Source organism: Tianweitania sediminis, from assembly GCF_017813335.1.
GTDB lineage: Bacteria > Pseudomonadota > Alphaproteobacteria > Rhizobiales > Rhizobiaceae > Tianweitania > Tianweitania sediminis.
In genome coordinates this window covers 1,171,034-1,188,344 of record NZ_JAGIYY010000001.1, presented here as the reverse complement: position 1 = coordinate 1,188,344, position 17,311 = coordinate 1,171,034, and the positions used below count along the sequence as shown (strand labels likewise).

General features: G+C 60.9%; 21 protein-coding genes. 7 read left to right on the top strand and 14 right to left on the bottom strand.

Translation table 11 applies throughout. The features are described from left to right. Nucleotides 1-8 precede the first annotated feature (8 nt). Together J5Y06_RS05790 and J5Y06_RS05785 are read left to right on the top strand one after the other, a co-directional pair. Nucleotides 9-329 (top strand): hypothetical protein, encoded by a 321-nt coding sequence (locus J5Y06_RS05790; RefSeq protein ID WP_209334075.1) that lies wholly within the window; start codon nt 9-11, stop codon nt 327-329. A gap of 62 nt (nt 330-391) precedes the next feature. Continuing rightward, nucleotides 392-640, top strand: coding sequence for a YMGG-like glycine zipper-containing protein (locus J5Y06_RS05785; RefSeq protein WP_209334074.1), 249 nt, complete (start codon nt 392-394; stop codon nt 638-640). Between the two features lie 91 nt (nt 641-731). Here J5Y06_RS05785 and J5Y06_RS05780 read toward each other — a convergent pair whose 3' ends face one another. From J5Y06_RS05780 to xylF, 3 genes are all read right to left on the bottom strand, one after another. Beyond that, nucleotides 732-1,538, bottom strand: a complete 807-nt coding sequence (locus J5Y06_RS05780) for an ATP-binding cassette domain-containing protein (RefSeq protein ID WP_209334073.1) — start codon at nt 1,536-1,538, stop codon at nt 732-734. 16 nt (nt 1,539-1,554) lie between these two features. Beyond that, nucleotides 1,555-2,868, bottom strand: coding sequence for a sugar ABC transporter permease (locus J5Y06_RS05775; protein ID WP_209334072.1), 1,314 nt, complete (start codon nt 2,866-2,868; stop codon nt 1,555-1,557). A 116-nt stretch (nt 2,869-2,984) separates the two neighbouring features. Further along, nucleotides 2,985-4,025 carry a D-xylose ABC transporter substrate-binding protein gene (xylF, locus tag J5Y06_RS05770; protein WP_209334071.1) on the bottom strand — a complete coding sequence of 347 codons (1,041 nt, stop codon included), beginning with the start codon at nt 4,023-4,025 and terminating at the stop codon, nt 2,985-2,987. A gap of 130 nt (nt 4,026-4,155) precedes the next feature. Here xylF and J5Y06_RS05765 point away from each other — a divergent pair, with 130 nt between their 5' ends. Beyond that, entirely contained in the window at nt 4,156-5,415 is a 1,260-nt protein-coding gene (locus tag J5Y06_RS05765; RefSeq protein WP_342453371.1) for an ROK family transcriptional regulator, read from the top strand. Here the strand turns inward: J5Y06_RS05765 and phoB are convergent. From phoB to J5Y06_RS05730, 7 genes are all read right to left on the bottom strand, one after another. Then, on the bottom strand, nt 5,402-6,091 hold the full coding sequence (gene phoB / locus J5Y06_RS05760; RefSeq protein ID WP_209334070.1) for a phosphate regulon transcriptional regulator PhoB: 690 nt from the start codon (nt 6,089-6,091) through the stop codon (nt 5,402-5,404). The two genes, J5Y06_RS05765 and phoB, sit on opposite strands and share 14 nt — an antisense overlap. A 9-nt stretch (nt 6,092-6,100) precedes the next feature. After that, nucleotides 6,101-6,808 carry a phosphate signaling complex protein PhoU gene (gene phoU / locus J5Y06_RS05755; protein WP_209334069.1) on the bottom strand — a complete coding sequence of 236 codons (708 nt, stop codon included), beginning with the start codon at nt 6,806-6,808 and terminating at the stop codon, nt 6,101-6,103. Between the two features lie 19 nt (nt 6,809-6,827). After that, nucleotides 6,828-7,682 carry a phosphate ABC transporter ATP-binding protein PstB gene (gene pstB, locus J5Y06_RS05750; protein WP_209334068.1) on the bottom strand — a complete coding sequence of 285 codons (855 nt, stop codon included), beginning with the start codon at nt 7,680-7,682 and terminating at the stop codon, nt 6,828-6,830. A 26-nt stretch (nt 7,683-7,708) separates the two neighbouring features. Next, nucleotides 7,709-9,067, bottom strand: coding sequence for a phosphate ABC transporter permease PstA (gene pstA, locus J5Y06_RS05745; protein WP_209334067.1), 1,359 nt, complete (start codon nt 9,065-9,067; stop codon nt 7,709-7,711). Between the two features lie 3 nt (nt 9,068-9,070). Next, on the bottom strand, nt 9,071-10,447 hold the full coding sequence (pstC, locus tag J5Y06_RS05740; protein ID WP_209334066.1) for a phosphate ABC transporter permease subunit PstC: 1,377 nt from the start codon (nt 10,445-10,447) through the stop codon (nt 9,071-9,073). A 137-nt stretch (nt 10,448-10,584) separates the two neighbouring features. Continuing rightward, the gene (locus tag J5Y06_RS05735) at nt 10,585-11,601 is read right to left on the bottom strand and encodes a substrate-binding domain-containing protein (protein WP_209334065.1); all 1,017 of its coding nucleotides are present in this window, start codon (nt 11,599-11,601) and stop codon (nt 10,585-10,587) included. 346 nt (nt 11,602-11,947) lie between these two features. Further along, complete coding sequence (locus tag J5Y06_RS05730; RefSeq protein ID WP_209334064.1) at nt 11,948-12,259, bottom strand: hypothetical protein; 312 nt, start codon at nt 12,257-12,259, stop codon at nt 11,948-11,950. 154 nt (nt 12,260-12,413) lie between these two features. Here J5Y06_RS05730 and J5Y06_RS05725 point away from each other — a divergent pair, with 154 nt between their 5' ends. Further along, nucleotides 12,414-12,749, top strand: coding sequence for a hypothetical protein (locus tag J5Y06_RS05725; protein ID WP_245247574.1), 336 nt, complete (start codon nt 12,414-12,416; stop codon nt 12,747-12,749). Nucleotides 12,750-12,781: 32 nt separating this feature from the next. Here the strand turns inward: J5Y06_RS05725 and J5Y06_RS05720 are convergent, their stop codons facing one another. Beyond that, the gene (locus J5Y06_RS05720; protein ID WP_209334063.1) at nt 12,782-13,462 is read right to left on the bottom strand and encodes a gamma-glutamylcyclotransferase; all 681 of its coding nucleotides are present in this window, start codon (nt 13,460-13,462) and stop codon (nt 12,782-12,784) included. A 185-nt stretch (nt 13,463-13,647) separates the two neighbouring features. On the opposite strand from J5Y06_RS05720, the gene J5Y06_RS05715 reads away from it, so the two are divergent. Beyond that, entirely contained in the window at nt 13,648-13,908 is a 261-nt protein-coding gene (locus tag J5Y06_RS05715) for a hypothetical protein (protein ID WP_209334062.1), read from the top strand. Here the strand turns inward: J5Y06_RS05715 and J5Y06_RS05710 are convergent. Then, the gene (locus J5Y06_RS05710; RefSeq protein ID WP_209334061.1) at nt 13,905-14,363 is read right to left on the bottom strand and encodes an acyl-CoA thioesterase; all 459 of its coding nucleotides are present in this window, start codon (nt 14,361-14,363) and stop codon (nt 13,905-13,907) included. The two genes, J5Y06_RS05715 and J5Y06_RS05710, sit on opposite strands and share 4 nt — an antisense overlap. 252 nt (nt 14,364-14,615) lie before the next feature. Here J5Y06_RS05710 and J5Y06_RS05705 point away from each other — a divergent pair, with 252 nt between their 5' ends. Both J5Y06_RS05705 and J5Y06_RS05700 read left to right on the top strand, forming a co-directional pair. After that, on the top strand, nt 14,616-14,927 hold the full coding sequence (locus tag J5Y06_RS05705; protein WP_245247573.1) for a DUF982 domain-containing protein: 312 nt from the start codon (nt 14,616-14,618) through the stop codon (nt 14,925-14,927). A 35-nt stretch (nt 14,928-14,962) separates the two neighbouring features. Beyond that, the gene (locus J5Y06_RS05700; RefSeq protein WP_209334060.1) at nt 14,963-15,289 is read left to right on the top strand and encodes an HNH endonuclease; all 327 of its coding nucleotides are present in this window, start codon (nt 14,963-14,965) and stop codon (nt 15,287-15,289) included. A 22-nt stretch (nt 15,290-15,311) separates the two neighbouring features. On the opposite strand, the gene J5Y06_RS05695 is transcribed toward J5Y06_RS05700, so the two are convergent. Together J5Y06_RS05695 and J5Y06_RS05690 are read right to left on the bottom strand one after the other, a co-directional pair. Further along, a complete protein-coding gene (locus tag J5Y06_RS05695) occupies nt 15,312-16,109 on the bottom strand; it encodes a dimethylarginine dimethylaminohydrolase family protein (RefSeq protein ID WP_209334059.1) in 798 nt (265 codons plus the stop codon). 41 nt (nt 16,110-16,150) lie between these two features. Next, nucleotides 16,151-17,311 (bottom strand): M20 aminoacylase family protein, encoded by a 1,161-nt coding sequence (locus J5Y06_RS05690; RefSeq protein ID WP_209334407.1) that lies wholly within the window; start codon nt 17,309-17,311, stop codon nt 16,151-16,153.

Below are 17,311 nucleotides of genomic sequence, written 5' to 3'. Positions count from 1 at the left end.
TGTTCAACATGGAACATATTGCTGCTGTTCTCCTGCTGATTGGCTGCTCGGACGACATGGCTCACTGCCAGGAGCTTCCGGCTCCGACGGCAATCTTCGAAAGTGCTGAAGAGTGCGATGCTGAGGTCAATCCTGCTCTGCTGGATCTGAGCGGTCGCTTTCCGCAAGTCATGGCCAAGTGCGTCGCTGTCGACCCGGCCATGGAAGAGGAAGATGCAGAACTCGTGTGGAACCTCCAGCCGGATGGGACGTTGTACGCAGCCGTAGAAGTTCCGGATGTCATGGTTGCAACAGCTGCCAAACAGGACCGCTACGTGGGGCAGGAATAAATTGCCGAGGCCACAAACTTGCTGATGATCCGCAGCAGGCTTTGTTTTGAGGAGAGCACGGAATGAAGAAGACGATTTTTGCAGTAGCAGCCCTTGGCACCGTAGCAGGTTGCACGACGGCTGAGCAAAGCGCGGTGGTCGGCGGCGTTGGTGGCGCAGCAATTGGCGGTCTGGCCGGCGGCACCGAAGGTGCTCTGATCGGCGCAGGCGCCGGCGCAGTTGCAGGCTATCTTGTTGGGCGTGCAGCAACGCCGGGCTATTGTCTGTATGAGGACCGTCGCACGGGCCGTCGCTACGAAGCACGCTGCTAAACAACGCGCCGGTTTTCGAAAAAAAGAGGTCCTTTCGGGCCTCTTTTTTTATTCTCGCGTCAAGCGGCCATTCCGGAGATCGCTGTCGATATCAGGCGGCAGCCCTGACGGCACCCGGACCCGGAACGGCCCCCGGCGGGCACTTTCCGAGGATGATCATCCCGAGAACCTCGTCCTGCGTCACGTCGGTGGTGCGAGCCGTGCCCACCACCTGACCGTTCTTCATGACACAGACGCGGTCCGCCAGATCGAAAACATCATGGATGTCGTGGCTGATCAGGAAGATGCCGATGCCGTCGGCCTTCAACTGCTTCACGAGTTCCCCAACCTGAGCAGTCTCCTGCGGCCCGAGGGCTGCCGTTGGCTCATCCATGATCAGGATGCGGGCGTTGAAGAGGATCGCGCGCGCGATTGCCACAGACTGTCGCTGGCCGCCTGACAAGCGGCTCACCGGGTCCTTGAAGCGCTGGAAGCGCGGGTTGAGCCGCCCCATCACCTTGCGGGCTTCAGCTTCCATCGCCACATCGTCGAGCGTGCCCCAGGCAGTTTTCAATTCTCGCCCGAGAAAAAGGTTTGCCGCAGCATCCACATTGTCGGCCAAGGCGAGCGTCTGGTAGATCGTCTCGATGCCGTAGCCCTTTGCGTCACGCGGGCTGCTGATGGACGCTTCCTGTCCATTGACGAAGATGGTGCCGGTATCGCGCTTGTAGGCGCCCGACAGGATCTTGATCAGGGTCGACTTCCCCGCGCCATTGTGCCCGAGCAGCGCGACGACCTCGCCCGGGTAAAGGTCGATCGACGCACCATCGACAGCGCGAATGCCGCCAAACGCGATCGAGATGTCGCGCATGTCCACCAACGGCGTTGCAGTTGGAGTGGCGGGTCCTTGATTGGTCATGATGGTCATCCTGCCCTCAAAGCCGCTTGCGATAAATCGTGTCCACCCAAACCGCGAGCACGAGGACGAGGCCGACCACGATGTTCTGAAGGGGCGTGTCGATGCCGAGCAGGACCATGCCGGATTGCAATGACTGCATCAGGAGGGCGCCGAGCATCGCCCCAACCACCGTCCCGGAGCCACCGGCCAGCGATGTGCCTCCAATCACGGCTGCAGCGATCACCAGCAGTTCGTCCAGCGTGCCGAGCGCATTAGTGGATGCGTTTAGACGGGCAGACGAAATGGCCGCGCTGATGCCGGCAAGAAGGCCCATCAGCATGAAGATCTTCATGGTGACCCAGCGCGTGGCAATGCCGGCAAGTGCCGCGGCTTCCGGGTTGCCGCCGATCGCAAATACATAACGGCCGAACCGCGTGCGCGTGGTGATGAAGGTCATCACGATCCCGACCGTGATCGCCATCAGAACCGGGATGGCGATGCCATGCGCGATCTGCAGGCCGCCATCTGGGACAGCGATGTTGTTTTCCGCAGCATAGCGCCGGACGATGCCGGCGGGCCAATAATAGGAGTTGGCCACCCAAACCGCGCCAAGGATCGCCACGCAGGCGACAACGCCAAGAAGGACTTCCGCCCAAACCGGTTTCAAGGGGAAATGGAAGCGCTTGCGCTGCTGGCGCACCGACCGGAGCAGAAAAAGAACTCCGATGCAGGCGACAACAGCGACCACCCAGCTCCAGGTCGAGCCAATCGCGCCTTCAGGTCCGCCGCCCATCAGGCGATAGGTGGGGTCCATGGGAGCCACCGTCTGGCCACTCGTCAGCCACCAGGCGCCACCCCGCCACACAAGGAGACCGCCAAGTGTCACGATAAAGGCGGGAACGCCCATATATGCGATGACATACCCCTGCAGGCCGCCGATCACGACACCAGCAACAAGTCCTGAACAAAGCGCAAGCACCCAAAGATAGGAGCTGCCGATTGGGACGCCGAGATATTGCGGCAGCCACTGGGTCTGCATGACCCCCATGACCATGGCGCAGAAACCAAGGACCGAACCGACGGAAAGGTCGATGTTGCGTGTCACGATTACCAGCACCATGCCCGTTGCCATGATCGCAACGGAGGCAGACTGGACCGACAGGTTCCAGAGATTGCGCGGCGTCAGAAACAATCCGCCGGAAAGAATATGCAGGGTGATCCAAATCAGCACCAGGGCTGCCAGCATGCCGAGCATGCGGACGTCGAGCTCAGTTGCCTTCAAGAAGCGGCCGGCAAAGCCAAGTTCGGATGCGCGCGCTCGATCCACCGGTGCAGTGGTGATGTCGGTCATGAATGCCCTCCCGCGCATCGATGCCGCGGATCTCAAGTAGCCGGCGTGGTGCTTCGGCTAGAATAGCAAAGAAGCGGGTACGCGAACCTAGGTCGCGTACCCGCTTGATGTTGGGCTTAGTTGCAGGCAGCAACCGAGCCGGCGCTGACGCCCTGGCAAGCGGCTTCCTTCGAGATCCAGCCCGCGTCGATCACAAGGTTCAAGTTGTCCTTGGTGATCGGAACCGGGGTAAGGAACATCGAGGTCAACTCGGTTCCGGATGGCGACTTGAAGGTCGTGACATCCGCGATTTCTGACATCGCCTTGCCGTCGGCCAGCTGGGAAGCGATCTCCGCGGCAGTCTTGCCGAGCTCGCGAGAGTCCTTCCAGACCGAAACGGTTTGGGTGCCGAGAGCAACGCGGTTCAGCGCGGCATGATCGGCATCCTGCCCCGAAACCGGAACACTTCCGGCGAGGCCCTGCGCATCAAGCGCCGCGATCGCGCCGCCGGCCGTTCCATCATTGGCCGCAACAACCGCGTCGACTTCGTTGTTGTTGGCGGTGAGGAACTGCTCCATGTTCTTCTGCGCGTTCGCCGGCAGCCAGCCATCGGTGTAGGCTTCGCCGACATTCTTGATCTTGCCGCTGTCGATTGCCTCTTTCAGGACCTCCATGGCGCCCGAGAAAAGGAAATCCGCGTTCGGATCAGCACCGCTGCCCTTGATGAAGACGTAGTTGCCTTCGGGCTGCACCTTGAACACTTCGCGAGCCTGCATGCGGCCGACTTCAACGTTGTCGAACGTGAGGTAGAACGCGTCCTTGTTGTCGATCAGGCGGTCATAGCCGACCACAGGAATGCCCTCGTCGACAGCCTTTTGCACAGCAGGTCCGATGGCGCTGGCATCCTGTGCGAGAATGATGAGGGCGTCGGCGCCTTGCGAAATCAGCGATTCCACATCGGTTAGCTGCTTGGATGCCGAAGACTGCGCATCTGCGGAAATATACTTGTCGCCGGCAGCCTCGATGGCGGCCTTCATGGCGGCTTCATCGGTCTTCCAGCGTTCTTCCTGGAAGTTCGACCAGGACACGCCGATCACCTTTCCTTCCGCTTGCGCGGCGCCAGCGAAAGCGAACGACAGTGCAACACCCGCCAGCATGGCGGTTGCCAAACGTTTCATGAGTTCCTCCCTGCACGCCTGTGGCGTGAATGCTTAAAAAGCTCATTTTTTCGAGCTTCGAAAAAAGTGTGACTCATAGCCGACCTTCTGTCAATAATCCCTTCGGCTCACGCATCTGGAGGGGGAAGCGGTGGCATCGGCGATGCTCATCCGGCAGGACGATCTGCGCTTGCGCAACAGGCATCTGGTTCTTTCGGCTGTGCGGGTTGGAGGCGCCACGTCGCGCACCGCACTGGCGAACCGCACGCGACTGTCTCATTCCACGATCTCTGCCATTTCTGCCGATCTGATCGGCGACGGGGTGCTATGCGAAAGCCCTGACACGATGCAGGGGCGTCGCGGGCGGCCGCAAATTGCGCTGGCGCTGCAGCCGCAAGCCGCCCTGGTGGTGACGGCTCTCTTGTCGCTGAACAATCTGTCCGTTGCACTGGTGGACTATGCGGGAAAGGTGCAGGCGCAGCGGCGCTGCGACCTGCCAACCACCTCCATGGCTCGTAGCGATCTTCTTGACCTGGTGACCAGCGAAATAGCAGAACTTATTTCAGCCCGGCCCTGGCCGGCGGCAGCGGTCCGCCGCATTGCTTTCGCGATCCAGGGGGTGACGGATGCCGAAGCCCGGAGCCTCTTATGGTCGCCGATCACGCCGCACGGCGACGTTCCGTTCGCCGATCTGCTTGAAGCTCGCTTCGGCGTTCAAACAACCGTCGAAAACGATTGCAACATGCTGGTCTTCGCGCTCCAGCAAGGGGATCCAGCGCTTTACCGCAGCAACTTTGTGGCGCTCCTGCTTTCCCACGGCATCGGCATGGGTTTGATGCTGCGCGGCGAGGTTTTTCATGGAACGCGGTCGTCGGCCGGAGAATTCGGCCACGTCACGCACCAACCCGGCGGTGCTCGGTGCCGTTGCGGCAGAAACGGCTGCATTGAGGCCTATGCGGGCAGCTATGCGCTTTGGCGGCGCGCCAAGGGGTTGCCGCCGACCGAAATGCCGGAGAAAGCAGTGTCAGACGCACAAGTGGAAGACTTGATGGTGGCAGCGCGCGAGCGGGATGGTCCCGAGCGGGAGGCGTTCCACGAAGCCGGAACGGCGATCGGCTACGGTCTTGGAAGCTTGTTCGCGTTGATCGATCCTGCTCCGGTGGCGCTGGTCGGCATCGGGGCCACGGCGTTTGACCTCCTGGAAGAGCCCATTCGGGAAGCGCTGGCCCGAACTTTGGGCGGGCAGCGGAGCGAAGCCTTTTCTTTTCGCGTGGTTGAGCGTCCCAACATGGCATTAACGCTGGAAGGCGGTGCTCTCCACGCCTTGACCACATTGGATGCTGAGATTGCTGGCGTGGCGGCAAGCGCACTGCCTGCGCGCAGCACCGCCGCCGCGGCTATTCTTCGCTGATGGAATAGCCCGCGCCACGGACCGTCCGGATCACGTCGGGTAAGCGGTTGGTGTTCACGGCCTTCCGCAAACGCCCGACATGAACATCCACGGTTCGCTCGTCAATGTAGATGGTTTCGCCCCAAACATTGTCGAGCAACTGACCGCGCGAAAACACGCGCCCAGGATGCCGCATCATGAATTCTAGCAAGCGGAATTCCGTCGGCCCAAGCTTCACTTCCGTTTTCTTGCGGAACACGCGATGCGCGTCGCGGTCGAGCACCAGGTCCCCGACCTTGAGGACGGAAGAAAGCACTTCAGGCTTTGCGCGGCGCAGAAGCGCGCGCACCCGTGCCAGAAACTCCGGCGTGGAAAACGGTTTCACCAGATAGTCGTCCGCGCCGGTGGCAAGACCGCGGACCCTGTCGCTTTCTTCCCCGCGCGCCGTCAGCATGATCACAGGCAAACGCTCGGTTTCGGGCCGCATGCGAAGCCGGCGGCAGATTTCGATCCCGGAAACACCTGGCACCATCCAGTCAAGCACCAGGAGATCCGGCACATGCTCCTGAAGCCGAAGATCGGCCTCGTCGCCGCGCGTCACGATCTCAACCTGATACCCTTCGGACTCCAGGTTATACTGGAGGAGAACGCCCAAAGGCTCCTCATCCTCAACGATCATGATCTTCGGTGCGATCAACTCAGGACCTCATGCGAGCGGGATGATGGTCCCGGTCTCATCCATCTTGGGACGGTTTGCCGGGAGCTGCGATCCGGTCATGATGTAATAGGCGTTCTCGGCGATATTGGTGACGTGGTCGCCGATGCGCTCCAGGTTCTTGGCGCAGAAAAGGAGATGCGTGCAGGGCGTGATGTTGCGCGGATCTTCCATCATGTAGGTCAGGAGTTCGCGGAAGATCGCCGTATACTGCACGTCGATCTTCTCGTCGTCGGTGCGCAGCGGGTTCAGTGCCTCGGATTCACGGGCGATATAGATGTCGATCACCCGCTCCAGCTGCTGATGCACGAGCTGGCCCATGGTTTCGATGCTGTGCGAGAACCCTTTGGGCGCCACGCTCTTTTCGAGCGCGGTCACGCGCTTGGCGATGTTCTTGGCGAGATCGCCGATGCGCTCAAGATCGGAAGCCATGCGGATGGCGCCGACAACAGCCCGCAGATCCTGTGCCATCGGCTGGCGCTTGGCGATAATCGTGATGGCGCGCTCGTCGAGCTCGCGCTGGCGGGTATCAAGAACCGCATCATCCGCCACGACCCGCTGCGCCATGGCTACGTCGCCGTTGAGCAACGCCGCGACCGCGGCATCCACCATGGCCGCCGAGAAGTGGCCCATGTCGCGAATGATCCGGTCGATCGCGCCGAGATCCTCGTCGAAGGACGTTACTGTATGTCCAGACATGCGATGCCCCTCCCCCGGATCAGCCGAACCGGCCGGTGATGTAGTCCTGCGTGCGCTTCTCGGCAGGACTCGTGAACATCATCTCGGTCGGACCTTCTTCAACCAGGATCCCGAGATGGAAGAACGCCGTGCGCTGTGAAACGCGCGCAGCCTGCTGCATGGAGTGGGTGACGATCACGATCGTATAGTTGGCCCGCAACTCGTCGATGAGCTCTTCGATCTTGGCCGTGGCAATCGGATCGAGCGCGGAACACGGCTCGTCCATCAAGATCACCTCGGGCGACACCGCAATGGCGCGGGCGATGCAAAGGCGCTGTTGCTGGCCACCCGAAAGACCGGTGCCGACTTCATGCAGGCGATCCTTCACCTCGTTGAAAAGCGAGGCCTTCTTCAGGCTTTCCACGACGATCTGCTCGAGATCGGTCTTGCTTCTGGCAAGACCGTGAATGCGCGGGCCGTAGGCCACGTTCTCGAAGATCGTTTTCGGGAACGGATTTGGCTTTTGGAACACCATGCCGATACGGGCACGCAGTTCCACCACGTCGAGCTTTGGATCGTAGAGGTCTTCACCGTCGAGCGTGATCTTGCCTTCAACGCGCGCGCCTTCGATCGTGTCATTCATGCGGTTCAAGCAACGCAGAAACGTCGACTTGCCACAACCCGAGGGTCCGATGAAGGCGGTGACGGCCTTTTCCGGAATGTCGATCGAAACGTCGAACAGCGCCTGCTTGGAACCATAGAAGACGCAAACGTCGTCGGCATGCACGCGAACGGGCCTGGGCTCCGGGTCGGGTGTACGAACCGTCTTGAAGCCCGTGGGCAGGTCGACCTTCTTCGGGTCTGCGATCGCGACCGGCGCGGCGTTCGTGTTCATTTTCTGCGACTCCGGAGCATTAAACATCATGCGCGCCTTTCGAAGCGCGACCGCAAGATAATGGCGATCGCATTGAGGACCAACATCACGGCCAGGAGAATGATGATGGCCGCAGCGGTTTTCGGTTCGAAGTAGTTGCGGTTTTCATTGCCTTCCCAAAGGAAGATCTGGACCGGCAGGGCCGTCGACTGATCAAGCGGCGTGGTCGGCAGCGTCGTCACGAAGGCATTCATTCCGATCAAAAGAAGCGGCGCCGTTTCGCCGATCGCCTGGGCGACGCCGATGATGGTTGCGGTCAGAATGCCGGGATAGGTCACCGGCAGCACGTGGTGGAACACCGCCTGGCTTTTGGATGCGCCGAGACCCAGCGCAGCTTGGCGCAGCGACGGCGGCACGGCACGAAGGGCAGCGCGAGTGGCAATGATGACGGTGGGAAGCGTCATCAACGTCAACACGAGACCGCCCACCAGCGGGGCCGAAAGGGGCAGCTGGAAGTAGTTGATGAACACAGCCGCGCCCAGCAGACCGAACACGATGGACGGAACGGCGGCGAGGTTGTTGATGTTGACCTCGATCAGGTCCGTGATCTTGTTCTTCGGCGCGAATTCTTCGAGGTAGATGGCGCTCGCCACGCCGATCGGAACGGCAAGCACGATCACGATCAGCATCATGTAAAGCGAACCGATGAACGCGCCGAGGAGCCCCGCTTCCGCCGGTGCGTTGCGCGAGTCGGTGTTGGTGAACAGTGTCGAAGCAAAGGCCATGCGGATGCGGCCATCTTCATAAAAGCGGTCAGCCAGAATGCGGGTGGCTTCCGGCAACTGCTGCCGGTCGTTGCCGAGCGAGCGGTCAATATCGCCCTTCAGCCACACGTCCACATTGGCGGACGCCAGCAGTTCCAGGGGCACGGTGCTGCCGAGCAGCCCAGGGCTCACCACGAACATGTCGCGAAGGCGATAGCGCTCGTTTGACTCAATCAGCGCTTGGATCTCGCGCGCGGAAAGCTCCACATCCGGTGCCTCGCGAGCGACACTGTTTTGAATGATGCGGTTCCAGTTCACCATCGTGACCTGGCGCTGCCAATCCAAGGAGGCGCGCTGAAATTCCGCTGCGGACTGCCCTTCCAGCGGTTCAGGTTTGGGATCGACTTCGATGATTTCCGGGTCAAAGAAGACGTCGACGGTGACAACGGGCTGCCAGAAGGCAGGCAGGCCGTCATGCAGGATCGTTGAAAAAAGGAAGACAACGAAGCCGACCGCAATCAGGACCGACCCGATTCCGAATGCACGGAAGCGGGTTTCTGCAGCCTGGCGGCGGCGCAGGCTTGCCTTGATGCGCTCGCGATTGGGAGCGGAAGCGGCCGAGGAGGCGGTGATGTCGGTCATGGTCTACTCGTATTGCTCGCGGTATTTGCGCACGACGTAGAGTGCGATCACGTTCAGTCCGAGCGTCATCACGAACAGCGTCAGGCCAAGCGCGAAGGCCACAAGGCTTTGTGGGCTGGCGAAGTTGGTGTCGCCGGTCAGCTGGTTGACGATGGAAACGGTCACCGTCGAGGTCGCGTCGAAGGGGTTGAAGCGCAGGATCGGGGCGTTGCCTGCGGCAAGAACCACGATCATCGTTTCCCCGAAGGCCTTGGACACGGCGAGAAGAAAGGCGCCGACGATGCCCGGCAGCGCGGCCGGGAGAATGACGCGCTTGATGGTTTCGGATTTCGTCGCACCCATGCCCAGCGAACCATCGCGCATCGCCCTCGGCACCTGGGTGATGATGTCATCCGACAAGGAAGACACGAAGGGGATGATCATGATCCCCATCGCGATGCCGGCAGTTAGCGCACTGGTAGCGCGGATCGGAACGCCGATCATGTCGCCGAGCGCGCTGAGGGCTGGCCCCAGCGTCACAAGGGCAAAGAAGCCGTAGATCACCGAAGGAATGCCGGCGAGGATTTCGATCATCGGCTTGGCAACGGCCCGAACTTTCCGCGGTGCATATTCGGCCAGGTAGATTGCCGACATCAGGCCAAGCGGGATGGCTACCATCATGGCAATGGAAGCCACCATCAATGTACCCCAAAGCAAGGGCAACAGGCCGTATTGTCCGTAGTCACCGCTCGCCGTTGCGGCGAAGCGGGGCGACCAAACCGTCCCGAAAAAGAAGTCGATCGGTGAAATGAAGGTGAAAAAGCGAAGCGCTTCTCGCAGAAGCGATGCGACAATGCCGACCGTCGTCAGGATGGCAATGCCCGAGCACACGGCCAAGAGAAACTTGATGATGGTCTCGAATTCGTTGCGGGCTCGCAAGCGTGGCGCGATCCGCGCCCGCATGGCCAGCAAACCGATGATCCCTACGGCCGCAGCAGCCGCGACAATGGACCAGAAGGTCAGCAACCGGAATTCCTGCAGCGCTTGGCCGGCGGCGTTCTCATAGGGCTGGCTGTCGCCAACCACTCCGTAGCCGGTTGAGATCTGCTCAACCCGTCGCAAAACGTCGCGTAGCTGATTGGGGTCGCTGTTGACCACTTCCGGCGGCAGCAGCGACAGCGTGTAGGAGCGCTCGATGTTGTCGCCGAAAAAGAGCCAGGCGAGCAGGATGAGGGCGGCAGGGATCAGGCACCAAAGCGCGACCATCATGCCGTGGTAGTTCGGCCGCGAATGCATCTTGAGGGTGCTGCCGGTGGCAACCGCGCGGCTTCGCGACAAGCCCACCTGGTAAGAAACTGCGAGCAGGACGAGCAGCAGAGCGGCGACAACCAGGCTGTTCACGAAACCACCCCAAGGAATTCAAAAGAAACACGCGCGATGCGCTTGCCTGAGGACCTGCAGGCGGCAGGGCGGGCGAAAGCGCCGCTCTATCCAAAGGTCTAGAGGCGGAGCGGTGAGCTCCGCCTCTAAGATCGATCTTAGTTCGAAGCCGACTTGGTTTCGCCGTCCTGGAAGCTCTTCAGAGCGGCAGCGCGCTCTTCTTCCGGCATCGGGATCAGGCCAGCGCCTTCAAGCGTGCCGCCTGCACCAGCCATCTGGTCGGACAGGAAGAACTCGGTGTACTCCTGGATGCCAGGGATCGTGCCGATGTGCTCGCCCTTCACGTAGAAGAACAGCGGGCGCGAAACCGGGTATTCGCCGGAAGCAACCGTTTCGAGGCTCGGCGAAACGCCAGACATGGTAGCGACCTTCAGGGTGTCACGGTTCTGGTCGTAGAACGACAGGCCGAACACGCCCATGGTTGCTGGGTTGGCTTGCAGGCGAGCCAGCGTTTCCGTGTAGTCGCCCGAGATCTCGACGACGCGATCCTGACGGAAGGTTTCGCAAGCTTCTTCACCAGCGTCAGCCGGCAATTCAGCAGCTTCGCAGCCAGCGGCGATCACGTTGTCCTGGAAAACTTCGCGGGTGCCGTGGTTGGAGCCGGGGATCGCAACATTGATTTCCTGGTTCGGGAGCGACGGGTCGATTTCGTTCCAGGTCGTGTAAGGGTTGTCGACCATCTTGCCGTCAACCGGCACCTTGGCGGCGATCGCCTTGAAGACGTGTACCGGCTCGAGCTTGAACTCGCCTTGATCGGCGCTCGTGGCGAACACGATGCCGTCGTAGCCGAACTTCACTTCGTGGATCTTGTTGACGCCGTTCTGGTTGCAGGTGGCGATTTCTTCCTTCTTGATCGGGCGCGAAGAGTTGGCGATGTCGATGGTGTTCTCGCCGACGCCCTGGCAGAACTGCTTCAGGCCGCCGCCCGAACCACCGGAACCGACAACCGGCGCCTTGAAGTCAGGGAAAGCATTGCCGAACTCTTCCGCAACAATCGAAGCGAAAGGAAGCACGGTGGAGGAACCTGCGATCTGGATGGTGTCGCGGGACTGAGCCGAGGCATGGCCGGCGAAAAGGACAGCCGCAATTGCGGTCGAAAGCATGAGCTTGTTCATGGAGCCTACTCCGTTTGGGAACTCAGAAATCTCGTCGGATCTGCGCCACAGAGCTTTTCGCCCTGGCGACGAGGCAGGCTTTAGGAAATGCATGTAACAGTTACATGACAGTTCTGTATCGGCTCGATGATCGATGCCTAAGGAGTGCTTAACGAGGCTGATACAAGCCCGTCGGTTGCGAAAAGCACCAAGCGGCACGCGGAGGATCAAGATCAAACCCCGTGTTTCACACCACTCATTTGGACCAGCTCAAAGCAAACGGCGCCCTGTTTGGCAGCAGGACGCCGTTCAGAAACACCAGAAAAGAGTTGTTTCAGCCTGCCGCTAAACCGGTCGGCCGAAAAGCTTATCGACGAGAAGAAAACAGCGCCACAAGAAGGCCGATCAACGTCAAACCGATTACCGCAGTTGTGACCGGATTTTCCTTGGCGGTATCCTCAACCTGACGGGCACGATGATAAAGCTCGCGTCGGGCATCCTTGGTTCCGCTCAGGAGCATGTCGACCAGGTCCGAAAGGCTGTCGGACGCGTCGCCATAGGCGTGCGAAGACTGCCGTCGCACTGTCTTGGTCAACCGCGCAACTTCCTTTTGCAGCGACGCGACCTGATCGCTCAGTTCGCTTTCAACGTCGTCGCGGATCTTCGACAATGAAGCCATGTGTGTCCCCTTACTAAAGTGATTTGTGGCAATGCCGGACCTAACGGAAAGCGCCCGGAATGGTTCCTTGTCGCCGTCGTGGCACAAACACAGCGTCGGCCGCAACCGGATCGCCTCCAAACGGGTTGTTGAGGCTCGATCCTCGAAAGGATGAATGATGGCCGACAACCGCAAAAACGAATACCCGGACCCGAATGCCGCTCCAGTGAGCATGCCGACCCCTTCGGAAGATGCGCCCGTGACAGGGGACGTCACTGACACCGCCGAGGACAATCTCCTGGCCGAAAGCGACGTTTATGACCTGGACAGCGACCTGGGTGAAACACTGATCCCGCTCGAAGGCGAAATAGAAGACGAAGCTTACGATGTGATCGGGGAAGACGACGACAATCCCTACGAGGAGTCTGACGAGGCGCTTCCCGACGACCGCGAAGAACGTGCGCTGGGTCGGGACAATTCGAAGGAACGGCCCCGCTTCGACGAGGTGTGAGCGGATAGCCCGCCTCAGCCCTCAGTGGTCTCTCAAGCCACTTTGTGGATGGCCCTAAGTTCATCGGCAACGAGCTGCTGGAGGCGCCACAGATTGCGATCGTGAACGCCGAAGTTCTCGAGGTGGACAACCGTGTTGTAAAGGTATTCCGCACAGGATCCGGCATGGCCGCAGGCCCGCGCAAGCACGCCGGCGACAGTCTGCAAGGGCAGTTTGCGTGCAACCTGTTCGCCCCGCGGGCCGACCCAGAAGGCAAGCACGCGCTGCTTGCCTTCTTCGCTTGCGACCGGGATCCATCGGACCATCGCGAGATTGTGGCGGAAGCGTACCTCTCGAAACAGCATCCGGCGGATCTGCATCAACCGATCTTCCTCGCGGATCCGGTAGATCACGCCATCGCAGCGGCCACCTTGTTCCAGCGCCATCATCAGCCCCGGCTGCTCTGGCGTGCCACGCCAGGACCGCATCTTCAAACAAAAGGAGCGGTGCCAGCCATACGCAGTCGCGCGGAGATGGCCAACCGCGTCGAAATCCGGCTTCCAGATCAGCGATCCGTAGGCAAAGACCCAAAGCGGCGTTGAGCCGCACTCCTCATTGATGCGCTGCGCCAACGCATCAAGTTCACCGTCCGAAAGCAGTTCCCAGCCTTCTTCAGGCCCGAGTTCAGGCTCCGGCCGGAGGCTCAGCGCCACCAACTCGGGCGTCAACGACATTTTCCGCTTCATGATGGCGGACACTTAAGCACCGCTTCGGCTTCTGTCACCCCACAGGGCCTCGGCGGGCACGGGGGGTGGTGCGCGGCCGGCAGTCGCGTCGGGAGCGAAATTTCGCGCCTCACCCTGTGGACAAGATAAAAGCCACTCCTACATCAGCGGCGGTTAGTGAGGTTGTGCGTAACATGTCGTCGAACCGGAGGCCGACCGCGTGGGCGGCCGTCGAGAAATACATTCTGGCACGTGAAAAAACGTTGCTGCCGCTTTCCACCAGAGCCGCCGTTGAACATCTGAAGATCACCGTTCCGGAGTGCGAGCACACGGATGACGAGTTGGTGCAGCTGGTTGCCATCAGCGCCGTGCGCCATGGTCGGGCCCTGGCATTTGACGGTCCGTTTGCCGGCGCATCTTCAGAAGGACGCCTAACGGCTCCCGAGCCGGACTAGGCGGGCACAGCCGCTCCACCTTCGGTGAGATTTGCCTGGATCATCCACTGTCCGAGCGATCTGCGTGCCGGTTCCTCCAGCTCATGGGATCGTCGGGTTGCTTCGTTCATCTGGACGACTACGGATCGGCTCAAGGCGGCGCATCGGTTGTTCTGAAACAGCGCCTGGCTCAGTTCAACAGACGATCGACCGATACGGGTCACGGCGGTTGCGACGTCTACCGTACCGGGCCAGGTGAGTTCGGCGCGGAAATCGATCTCGACGCGCGCGATCACAAAGGCGCAGCCCTTCGCCGCAATAGACAACCCGTTTTCGTAGATGATTCCGACGCGCCCGCTCTCCAGCAGGGTGGCAAAAACCGCATTGTTGACGTGGCCTTGTCGGTCGGTGTCCGAGTAGCGCAGGCCTTCCGTCTTGTGAAAGGGATAGCTTTCCGGCGCCTGTATGGTTGTCATGCTTGCCTCTCTCGCTTGCTTGCGTTGCTGGTTAGCGGGTGCGGAACTCCGGTGGAACCGAAAGATCGCTTTTACTCTGGAAAATGTCGGGGAGCTCTCTGATCGACGCACCTGGCCTCCGCAGCTTTGAGACGGCAAAGGAACAATCAAGTTGCTTCGCGCGTTTTCTTGCTGTTCTGTACCCCCAAAGATTGACCGGCATGCGCGGCATATCTTTGCCCCCGGGGGTGGATGTGATCGGAGGCCAAGACCATGATGACAAACGAAGCGTTCGACAAACCCGTCGCCGTAAGTGTTGGATTGGGCTTCAAGCGCGAGATTGCCACGCTGGACGAGATGCATGAGTTTCTTTCGGAGTGTTCCGCGGGGTCTCGAGGCCCGCTCCGGGAAGCCGCACTCCAGGCTTGCAGCGCTGCGCGAAAAAGCGGCGCGTCCGTCGCCCTCGCACGGAAGGCGCTGATCGCTTTTGCTTCCGCCCGCGGCATCCTGTGGGACGATGATGAGGTCGAGCCGATGGTGGCTTCAACGGCTCTGCGACAAGCGGTGAACGGCTACGCCGCCTGAAAGCAAAGGAAAGCCGTTGCGGCCGCAACAGGCTGATGGCACGAAAACGCCGAAATCGGGATGCGGCGAGCGGGGATGAAAAGCCGCCGGCCGAGCCCCAAACCTGCTGGCTTTGCGAAAGGCCGCTCGGTGAACGCGTGGAATGGCATCATCCCCTGCCGAAGAGCCGAGGCGGCCGCCTCACCGTCCCTGTCCATCCGATCTGCCATCGCACGATCCATGCGCTCTTTTCCAATCTCGAGCTGGCAAAACAGGCGGGAACGGGCTCAGCGCTGAAAAGCGATCCCGCGATTGCGCGCTTCCTGGACTGGATCGCCAACAAGCCTCCGGACTTCAACGCGCCGACACGCAAGGCGCGCTGAGGGGCCGAGTATCTTGTTCCTGTCAGGAAGGCTTCTTCCAGCGCAACGACATGCAGGATAGACCAGCATCGATCTTGCCGATCTCGGTGGTTTTCAAGGGCACGACCTTGTAGCCCAGATTGTCCAGCATCTCGATGGTGCGCGGATAGTCTGATCCGACAAACACCACATCGTTGACGCGCAAAGCGTTTGCCGCCGCTTCTTCACCGGCGGGAACCACAACGGCGCGGTGACCCGGAAACATGCCCGTTCCTTCCAGACGATGCGTCATCAGGATGCTTTCCTCGTCCAGCAGGGAGCAATCGGTCTTGAAGTGCAGCACGCCCTTTGGCGTTTCCACGATCCTTGCCCTGCGGCCGAGTACGGCCAAGGTTTGCACCAGCCCTTCTGCACCGGCACGGTCGGTCCGTGCGGACATGCCGATCAGCACCGCATCGCGCGTGGTCAGAACGTCTCCGCCTTCCGCGAAGCCGGGTTGCGGCAAATCGAAGACCTGCCCAAATTGATCGCGCAGCGTCGGCAGGATTTCGCCCGCCTCGCCCAGCCGGGACGCCGCACCGGGGCGGAGCAGAACAGCGCCTTCGGTGAACACCAGTGCCGGATCCTCAATGAAGATCGCATCGGGATAATCTGCGAGCGCAGGCAGCACCGTCACCTCGACGCCGGCATCGCGTAGCGCCTGAACGTAAGCCGCATGCTCGGCCAAAATGCCATCGAAGCTGGGATCACCGCGATCTTCGGCACGCAAGCCGTTCACCACGGATGGAGCTGGCTCGCGGACGATCGCCGCATCGAAGGCGTAAACGGGGAAATCGGACATGGTCGCGTTCTTTCTTCTTTGTCGTGATTGCCGGGCCTCGGTCAGGCCGGGCGCAGGTAGTCCTCGACCAACTCGGTCCAGAATGCAGCGCCGATCGGCAGGAGATCGTCGTTGAAGTCGTAGCGCGCGTGATGCAGCGGATAATCGTCCTTGCCGCGCTTGCCGCCAAGGAAGAAGTAGGTGCCTGGGCATTCGCGCAGCATGTAAGCAAAATCTTCGCTTCCCATCAGCGGCCGCTGCATGTCCACCACCTTGTCCGGTCCGGCAAAGCGCAGGGCCAGAGAGCGCGCGTACTCGGTTTCCGCCTTGTGGTTGATCGTGGCGTCATAGGAGCGGCGATAATCAACCTCTGCGGTCAAGCCGAAGCTTTCGGCCTGATTGGTCGACACGAGCTTGATGCGGCGCTCCACTTCATCGCGAACGCCCGGCTCAAAGGATCGGATCCCCACCACGATGTCCGCGCTCGAGGGGATGATGTTGCTTGCCGATCCGCCGTGAAAGGCCGCGACTGTCACCACAGCCGGATCCAGCGCGGCGATGTTGCGCGACACGATGCTTTGCAGCGCCATGACAATCGAAGCGCCTGCTACGATCGGGTCGGCCGTATGCTCTGGCTCGGACCCATGGCCGCCGGATCCCACGACCTTGATCAGCGCCTCGTCCACGGCAGCCATGATCGGGCCTTCGCGGAACGAAAACTGCCCGAGCGGCCCCATGGGATCGTTGTGAAGGGCGAACACCGCATCGCAAGGGAAGCGCTTGAAAAGGCCCTCGTTCACCATGATCTCGGCGCCTCCGAAATTCTCTTCGGCGGGCTGGAAGATCAGGTGAACGGTTCCGTCAAAGTTCCGCCTTTCTGCAATGGCCTTGGCTGCGCCGAGCAGCATTGCCGTGTGGCCATCGTGGCCGCAGGCATGCATGAGGCCGGGCATCTTGCTGGCATAAGGCAACCCGGTTTCTTCGGCGATCGGCAAAGCGTCCATGTCCGCGCGAATGCCGACCGCCTTCCGGCTCAAGCCGTTGCTCAGCGTCGCAACAAGGCCGGTTTTCGCAAGTCCTCGTTCGACGTGGTAGCCCATGCGGGTGAGTTCCCGCGCCACGAGGTCGGACGTTCGTACCTCTTCCAGCCCGAGTTCGGGGTGCGTGTGCAAGTCGCGGCGGAGCGCAACCAGTTCGTCCAGCGTGTTGGTCAGAAGAGACAT